Genomic DNA, 6,765 nt, shown 5'->3' with positions numbered 1-6,765 from the left:
CGATCCGGCCGCGGCCGTCGCTGCCGCGTCGACGATCGGCGAGGTCGCGGGCCGGTACTCGACGGTGCAGGTGGGCGCGCACTCGGTGCGCATGCTGCTGGCGAAGAATCCCGCGGGCTGGCAGGAGGCCCTGTCGATGATCGATCCGACTGTCGACGGTCTGGTCATCGCCGTCAACGGACAGGTTCCGGACGGCGAGGACCTGTCGTGGCTGTGGGATGTGCGGTTCGAGCACTTCGACGGTGTTCACGTGGTCGCGTCCGGGGAACGCGGAACCGACCTCGCAGTCCGGCTCACCTATGCGGGTGTCGACCACACCCTGATCTCGGACCCATTGCGCGCCATCGCATCCTGCCCTCCGGGTCGAGTGGAGGTTCTCGCCAACTACACCGCGTTCCGCGATCTGAACACCGCACTCGCGAAGGGGTCCGCGCATGCCTGAGTCGACCGTGCGTATCGGGTTGGTTCTGCCCGACGTCATGGGTACCTACGGGGACGGCGGCAACGCCCTCGTGTTGCGTCAGCGTCTGCGGATGCGCGGGTACGACGCCGAGATCGTCCCGATCGGGCTGGACGATCCGGTTCCGGATTCGATGGATTTGTATACGCTCGGCGGTGCCGAGGACTCCGCGCAGCGCCTCGCGACGCGGCATCTGCTGCGCTATCCAGGTCTGCAACGGGCCGCCGAGCGCGGCGCGCCGGTGCTGGCGATCTGCGCGGCCATCCAGGTGCTCGGTCACTGGTACGAGACGTCGGCGGGTGAACGCGTCGACGGTGTCGGAATGCTGGATGTGACCACGTCGCCGCAGCAGAATCGTGCGATCGGCGAAATCGTGATATCTCCCGTCGTGGACGGTCTCACGCAACCTCTGACCGGATTCGAGAATCACCGGGGCGGAACCACTCTCGGTTCATCGGCACGAGGACTGGGGCGGGTGACCCGCGGCGTCGGCAACGGTGTGGGCGACGGCCTCGAAGGCGCCGTGCAGGGTTCGGTGTTCGGCACCTATCTGCACGGTCCGGTATTGGCACGCAATCCGGAGCTGGCGGATCTGCTGCTGACGCGGGCACTTCGCATCGACACACTCGAACCGCTGGATCTGCCGGAGGTCGATCGGCTGCGTCGAGAGCGTCTGCGGACGAACTGACCGGATCGGTCAGACCCGGCCGCCGACGTGCTCGACGACGAGTTCGGCAAGCGCTTCGGGTGCCTCGTCCGGGATCCAGTGGCTCACGCCGTGGAGCGTTTCGAACCGGAACGGCCCCGTCACCCAGCGACCACTCGTTGCGGGACCGGCCCGGTCGAGCGCGAAGTCGCTGTCGCTCCACACCATCAGCGTCGGCACCGATACCCGGCCGGTGACATCGCGCGGATCGGACATCGGCAGCGCCCGGTACCAGTTCAGGCCGCCACGGGCCGCGTCGCGGTCGGCCAGTCGTGCGGCATCACGGGCCGCGGCCGCGGGCGGTTGGCCGCTGCGCCGCAGTATCCGGTACGTCCGGTTCGTGCCGGAGAGCACCTTCTCGGGCAGCCACGGCAGCTGGAAGAACACCATGTACCAGGATCGGAAGAGTTGCCGGCTCGTACCGAGTGCCCTGACGAAGGCCGCCGGATGCGGCACCGACACGGCGGTGAGTGATCGCACCAACTCGGGGTGGCGTGCGGCGGTGCCCCACGCGACGACGGCGCCCCAGTCGTGCCCGACCACGTGCACCGGGCGTCCCACGCGGTCGATGAGTGCTGCCACATCCGCGACGAGTTCGGATTGCCGGTAGTCGCGGCGCCTGTGGGGACGCGCGCCCGGCGAACAGCCGCGCTGATCAGGCGTGATCGTTCGATAGCCACGCGCGTGCAGCAGCGATGCCACGTCGTTCCACGAACGCGAATCCTGTGGGAATCCGTGCAACAGCAGCACCGGCTCACCGTCGGGCGGACCTTCGTCTCGAACGTCGAAGGTCAGTCCCGCGCGGTCGATCGTTTCGATGCGCGCCGACATCGGCCCCCTCCATCGATCCGCCCCGAACAGGGGTTCGGCCCGAGAGTTCGCCGTACGCGGACCTCGGGCCGGATCTCTGCTTCACGAGCCTCTGTCGTCCTCGGACGTCTGCTCGATTCGCACCACCGATGTTACGCGCGTCACAATCGCGAGCGCAAGGGAAAAATTTCGTGCCGAACCGCCCGACGGCAGCCTCGAAGTCCCGAGTCGCGACATCGCACTGTCACTGCCTCGCGCTTGTCACTTCGCGTCGGCACCGGCCAACAGCCATCGGTCGCCGTTACGTTCGAGAGTGATCAGGAACCGTGTCGCGTCGGTGCGGCCGTCCGGCACAGCCACATTCTTCACATCCTGGTCGAGGAACACCAGCACCGTCGCGCGCTCGCCGTCGACGGTTTCGACGGCGGCGTGATCGGCCCGCGCAACCGAACTGCCCTGCCCGTTCTCGACGAGCGAACGGAGTTCACCGGCAACCGAGTTGTACTTCGCAGCGAACTCCTCGGTGGAGATCTCGGTGACCGCGGCGAGCGAGGCATCGAAACTCTGGAAGTCGTAGGCGCCCAGTGTAATCGCGTATTCGCGGGCACTGTCGAGCGCTTCGGCACGCAACCGGTCCGCGGCCTCGCCGCGCCACCACAGGACCCCGAATGCAACGGTAGCGACCGCGAGCACGAGAATCGACCCTCGAACGATCCACCGCCGGGACACCCCCGGACCGGACTGCTCGCGACACGCGATCGCTTCGGAAGGAACGGCTTGCGCGGGGCTGTTGCCCGCCTTGTCGTCCACGGTATCCGTCGTTGCCATCAGTTGTGCATTCCTTCCAGCGGTTCCCGCCGTTCGTTGAACCACGACACCGGTGGGCCCGGCGACCGAACGAGCGTCGTATCCGGGCCGGGCCCGGCATCCCGGGTCGCGTTCCACCATCCCCCACGAGGGGCACACGTTTCCCCCGAACCGTGTGCCCCTCCTCTCGACCGTCAGCCCTGAACGACGGCCGAGAACCCCCCGCGCAGTTCGTGCTTGACGACCTTGCCGCTCGCGTTGCGCGGCAGCGCCGCCACGACTACAACTTCCTTCGGGTGCTTGTAGCGCGCCAGGTTGTCGTCGAGGTAGGGCTGCAGTTCCTCGATCGTGAGATCGTCGACGCCGGGGGTCAGTGCGAGGACCGCGACCGGAACCTCGCCCCATTTGGCGTCGGGGCGGCCGATGACCGCGGCCTCGACAACCTTGTCGTGCCCGTACAGGATGTTCTCGACTTCGGCGCAGTAGATATTCTCTCCGCCGGAGATGATCATGTCCTTCTTGCGGTCGACGACGTACACGAAGCCTTCGTCGTCGACGCGCACGAGGTCGCCGGAGTGGAACCAGCCGCCGGCGAACGCATCCGCGGTCGAGGCCGCGTTGTTCCAATACTCGCGCATCATGGTCGGTCCGCGGTATACGATCTCGCCGACCTCACCGGGTGCGACGTCGTTCATCTCGTCGTCGACGATGCGAGCCTGGACCGTGGGAATGACCTGCCCGACGGAACCGAGCTTGCGAATCGCGTCCTCGCCGTTGAGAACACACGTGATAGGTGACATCTCGGTCTGTCCGAATACCGCGACGTTCGAGGCATCCGGGAAGGTCTCGGCCATAGCCCGCAGAATCGTGTCCGAGCTCGGTGCCGCGCCCCAGGAGATGCTCCGCAGCGCGAGCTTCCGCGGGTTCGCCTGCTGTGCGGCACACATCGCCTGCCACTGAACGGGCACGAGGAACAGGCTCGTCACACGCTCGACTTCGAGCACATCGAGCAGGGTGTTCGGGTCGAATGCACCGACCGGGTAGATGACGGTTGTCTGGCCGAGCATCAGGCTCGGAGCCATCGAGCCGAGCGCGGCGATGTGGAACATCGGGGATGCACAGAAGCCGATGTTGTCGTCACCGAACAGGTGGAACGCGCGAATGCAGGTGAGCGACTGCGACTCCATGTTCGAGTGCGTCAGCACAGCGCCCTTCGGCCGACCGGTGGTGCCCGATGTGTACATGATCAGCGCGGGCGTGTCGTTCGGGATGTCCAGGGGCGCATGCGCTTCCCCCTCTGCCGAGATGAGGTCCTCGTAGGCGACCGCCTCGCCCTGCGGATCCGCACCGACGGTGACCACCAGATCCAGGCCCTCGGACTGCGCACGCGCGGCGTCCGCGAGGGGCACGAGCGGGGCTTCCACGACGATGACCTTGGAACCGGAGTCCGCGATGAGGAATGCGACCTCGGGCGGTGTGAGCCGGAAGTTGACCGGAACGGCGATCGCGCCGAGCGCGTTGGCGGCGAGCACGGTTTCGAGGTACTCGGGGCGGTTGAGCATCAGGATGATGACGCGGTCCCCGAAGCCGACGCCGTGCCGCGACAGCGCGTCGGCGAGTTTGTTCACTCGCTCGTCGAGGCGCGACCAGGTGATCGATTCACCCTGGAATCGCAGCGCGGTGCGCTCCGGGATCATCAGGGCGTGCCGGGCAACCTGGTTGTTCCAGTTGTTTCCGCGGAAGCGCAGGGCCTCCGAGCGTGCGGAGGTAGCGGTCATCGACTGTTCCTCTCGGGAGTTGGGGGCGAACCGGCGGGTTCGGCACCGTTGTATTGTGATTCAGATTACAGGCGCCGTGGGGTATGCGCCAGGTTCTTGTTAACGCAGATTCTCAGTGTGTCTATATCTAAAAGACACACGAGGCAACGCCGACGCGCACCCGAGTGTCTCCATAAACTGCTGGCCAGAGCATTGAACTCCGAACTGCACACCTCGGGTACGTAGCGGACCCGGGAGGAAAAGTATGTCGTGGGTCAGGAAAACAGCGGGGGACGTTTCTGTAACATCGCGGTGGCACCCTCGAAGAAGTCCGCCGACGTCAACAACTCGGTCTGGCCCGCCTTCTCGCGGTCCAACGTCTCGTCCAACACCCTCAGCGTCGACGCGTTGAGCGCGTGCTTGGTCAGTGCGAGGGCACGCCGCGGGCCCGCAGCGGTCCGTGCCGCGACCGTCCGAACGTGATCGAGCAGCAGATCGTCCGGCAGTGTCTTCGCGACGAGTCCGAACCGATCTGCGTCTGCGGCCGAGACCCGGTCCCCCAGCAACGCCATCTCGGCCGCCCTGGCACGCCCGATCGCAGCAGGGACGAGCAGGCTCGACCCACCGTCGGCCATCAGTCCGACGTTCACGAAAGACAGGAGAAAATACGCACTTTCGGCCGCGTAGGTGAAGTCCGCTGCGATCGCGATGGACACCCCGAACCCGGCGGCCGGCCCGTTGACCGCCGCGACGACCGGTACCGGCACGGCCGCGATCGATCGGATCAGCGCGTTCGCGGTGTCCATCGTCACCGACGGATCGATCGGATTCTCCGCTCCCGCAGCCAGATCGGCACCTGTACAGAATGCCGCACCCTCCCCCGTGATGACCACGGTACGGACATCCGGATTCTCGCCCGCCGAATCGACGGCCTCCCGCAGTGCACGCGTCGTCGTGAGGTCGACCGCGTTCATCCGCTCGGGCCGGTTGATCGTCAGCCACAGCACGCCGTCGACCAACTCGGACCGCAGGCCCCGCACTGCCGCCACGCCGCCGGTCATGCCTTCACCGCCGCGTCGAGGAAGCTCGTGAGGCGCCCGGCGATGATCGATTCCGCTTCTGCGACCATCCGCTCGACGAGTTCGGCCACGGTGGGGATGTCGTCGATCAGGCCCTGGCACTGTCCAGCGGTCCAGATCCCGGCATCGATATCACCGTCCTCGAAGACCTTGCGGCCGCGGGCACCGGCGACCAGGTGCTGAATATCCTCGAACTCAGCTCCACGGGACTCGATCTCGACCACCTCGGCACTGACCGCGTTGGCCGCGACCCGGGCGGTGTTGTGCAGTGTTCGGAAGATCAGCTTCGTGTCGAGTTCACTGTTCGCGACGATCTGTTCCTTGACCGCGTGCGCGACGGGAGACTCGACGGTACACATGAACCGGGTGCCCATGTTGACACCGTCGGCACCGAGTGCGAGTGCCGCGACGAGGCCACGGGCGTCGGCGATGCCGCCCGACGCGACCACCGGGATCCGCAGCTGCCGCGTCGCCGCGGGAATGAGCACCAGTCCTGGCACGTCGTCTTCGCCGGGGTGCCCGGCACATTCGAAGCCGTCGATACTCACCGCGTCGACGCCCACCCGTTCGGCCTTGAGCGCGTGACGTACGCTGGTGCACTTGTGGATCACCTTGATGCCGGTGTCCTTGAAGAACGGCAGGTGGTCCACCGGGTTGGAACCGGCGGTCTCCACAATCTTGATGCCGGACTCGATGATGGCCTGCCGGTATTCGGCGTATGGCGGCGGCGTGATCGACGGCAGGATCGTCAGATTCACACCGAACGGCTTGTCGGTGAGTTCCCGGGTCCGGGCGATCTCGCGCACCAGGTCCTCGGGCGTGGGCTGTGTGAGTGCGGTGATGAAGCCGAGCGCTCCCGCATTCGCCACCGCTGCGACGAGCTCGGCACGGCCGACCCACATCATGCCGCCCTGAACGATCGGATGCTCGACGCCGAACACCTCGGTAAATCGGGTTCTCACAGGTCCTCCCTGGATCCGCGCAGTGCCGTCGACAGGGCAGCTACGAATCTTCCGCCCCGGTCACAATTTTGAGAATCGACATTAACTTTGCTGTCCACATCACGCATTGTCAATACGTTGTGTACTGCAGTTTTCTCGAAGATCGGCCACTTCCTTCTCTCAAGAGGGGTGCAGTAGGATTGTT

7 protein-coding genes are annotated in these 6,765 nt (G+C 66.0%); 2 read left to right on the top strand and 5 right to left on the bottom strand.

The features are described from left to right. Both WAX14_RS22980 and WAX14_RS22975 read left to right on the top strand, forming a co-directional pair. The coding region (locus WAX14_RS22980) for a DUF1727 domain-containing protein (protein WP_422630349.1) at nucleotides 1–442 on the top strand (442 nt) is incomplete at its 5' end. Beyond that, a complete protein-coding gene (locus WAX14_RS22975) occupies nucleotides 435–1,148 on the top strand; it encodes a type 1 glutamine amidotransferase (protein WP_422630348.1) in 714 nt (237 codons plus the stop codon). The genes WAX14_RS22980 and WAX14_RS22975, both read left to right, overlap by 8 nt. 9 nt (nucleotides 1,149–1,157) lie before the next feature. Here the strand turns inward: WAX14_RS22975 and WAX14_RS22970 are convergent, their stop codons facing one another. From WAX14_RS22970 to WAX14_RS22950, 5 genes are all read right to left on the bottom strand, one after another. After that, nucleotides 1,158–1,997 carry an alpha/beta fold hydrolase gene (locus WAX14_RS22970; RefSeq protein ID WP_422630347.1) on the bottom strand — a complete coding sequence of 280 codons (840 nt, stop codon included), beginning with the start codon at nucleotides 1,995–1,997 and terminating at the stop codon, nucleotides 1,158–1,160. A gap of 240 nt (nucleotides 1,998–2,237) precedes the next feature. After that, nucleotides 2,238–2,804, bottom strand: coding sequence for a hypothetical protein (locus WAX14_RS22965; protein WP_422630346.1), 567 nt, complete (start codon nucleotides 2,802–2,804; stop codon nucleotides 2,238–2,240). 173 nt (nucleotides 2,805–2,977) lie between these two features. Further along, a complete protein-coding gene (gene fadD5, locus WAX14_RS22960) occupies nucleotides 2,978–4,561 on the bottom strand; it encodes a fatty-acid--CoA ligase FadD5 (protein ID WP_422630345.1) in 1,584 nt (527 codons plus the stop codon). A gap of 254 nt (nucleotides 4,562–4,815) precedes the next feature. Next, the gene (locus tag WAX14_RS22955; protein ID WP_422630344.1) at nucleotides 4,816–5,601 is read right to left on the bottom strand and encodes an enoyl-CoA hydratase; all 786 of its coding nucleotides are present in this window, start codon (nucleotides 5,599–5,601) and stop codon (nucleotides 4,816–4,818) included. Next, entirely contained in the window at nucleotides 5,598–6,581 is a 984-nt protein-coding gene (locus tag WAX14_RS22950) for an NAD(P)H-dependent flavin oxidoreductase (protein ID WP_422630343.1), read from the bottom strand. Before WAX14_RS22950 ends, WAX14_RS22955 begins: the two co-directional genes overlap by 4 nt. Between the last annotated feature and the right edge of the window lie 184 nt (nucleotides 6,582–6,765).

It is taken from the genome of Rhodococcus sp. (in: high G+C Gram-positive bacteria) (assembly GCF_049299235.1).
Classification (GTDB): Bacteria; Actinomycetota; Actinomycetes; order Mycobacteriales; family Mycobacteriaceae; genus Rhodococcus.
The sequence above is the reverse complement of the archived record's forward strand: the minus strand, read 5'-3'. Positions and strand labels throughout refer to the sequence as shown.

Coding starts and splice junctions, on each gene's coding strand:
- WAX14_RS22965 (WP_422630346.1), bottom strand. CDS start 2,804: ATGGCAACGACGGATACCGTGGACGACAAGGCGGGCAACAGCCCCGCG.
- WAX14_RS22970 (WP_422630347.1), bottom strand. CDS start 1,997: ATGTCGGCGCGCATCGAAACGATCGACCGCGCGGGACTGACCTTCGAC.
- fadD5 (WP_422630345.1), bottom strand. CDS start 4,561: ATGACCGCTACCTCCGCACGCTCGGAGGCCCTGCGCTTCCGCGGAAAC.
- WAX14_RS22955 (WP_422630344.1), bottom strand. CDS start 5,601: ATGACCGGCGGCGTGGCGGCAGTGCGGGGCCTGCGGTCCGAGTTGGTC.
- WAX14_RS22975 (WP_422630348.1), top strand. CDS start 435: ATGCCTGAGTCGACCGTGCGTATCGGGTTGGTTCTGCCCGACGTCATG.